Origin of the sequence: Bradyrhizobium sp. Leo170 (assembly GCF_004296405.1) — a bacterium.
Taxonomy (GTDB): Bacteria; Pseudomonadota; Alphaproteobacteria; order Rhizobiales; family Xanthobacteraceae; genus Bradyrhizobium.
This window is the reverse complement of record NZ_PSRR01000773.1, coordinates 1-889: the sequence shown is the minus strand read 5'-3', so window position 1 is coordinate 889 and position 889 is coordinate 1. Positions and strand designations below refer to the sequence as shown.

Annotated in this window: 1 protein-coding gene; it reads right to left on the bottom strand. The window is 64.6% G+C overall.

Features of this window, described 5'->3' with window-relative positions:
* Nucleotides 1-802: IS481 family transposase (locus CWO89_RS44610; RefSeq protein WP_130584429.1), on the bottom strand; the 802-nt coding region annotated here is incomplete at its 3' end.
* Between the last annotated feature and the right edge of the window lie 87 nt (nucleotides 803-889).

Sequence of the window (889 nt, the reverse complement as noted above, 5' to 3'; positions counted from 1 at the left end):
CATAAGCCCATTCGCGGAGCGCGGTCTGGATGAAGCGCTCGGCCTTGCCGTTGGTTTTGGGCGTGTAGGGCTTGGTGCGGATGTGCTTGAGGCCGAGGTCCCGGCACGCATCGCGAAAGGCGAAGGCCTTGTAGCAGCTGCCGTTGTCGGTCATGACGCGGGTGACGGTGACGCCGAGGCTTTTGTAATAAGCCACCGCCGCCTTGAGAAAGGGAACGGCGCTGTCGGCCTTCTCGTCGGGCTTGATCTCGGAGAAGGCGATGCGGGAGTGGTCGTCGATGCAGACGTGGACGAACTCCCAGCCGACGCCGCGGCGGTTGCTCTGGCCGGTGCGATCGCCGGTGATGCGGTGGCCGACATGCGCGAAACGGCCGAGCTTCTTGATATCGAGGTGGATCATTTCGCCGGGCGCGGCGCGTTCATAGCGCCGGGCCGGCTCGGCCGGCGCCAGGTCGCGCATCCGGTTCAATCCCAGCCGCCGCAGGACGCGGCTGACGGTCGCCGCCGAGACACCGACCTCGGCGGCGATCTGCTTGCCGGTGTGGCGCTGCCGGCGCAACGCCTCGATCATCGTGCATGTGGCGGGCGCTGTTTGGCCTGGCAATGAAAGGGGCCTTGAGGAACGGTCGCGCAACCCATTCACACCTTCGGCGCGGAACCGCTCGATCCATTTGGCGACCGTCTTCGGTGTCGTGTTGAACTGGTAGGCCGCGTCGGCCTGGCTCAGCCCACCTTCCACCACGCTGCGTACCATCGCCTCTCGACCTTTGGGCGTCAAACGCGCATTCTTGTGGCTGTTCATCTGGTCTCTCCGGGGAACACTGAAGCTTCGCAACCTCAGCTTCCTCGGTTCGGACCAGATGGACAACCTCCTGAAAGACCACATCTA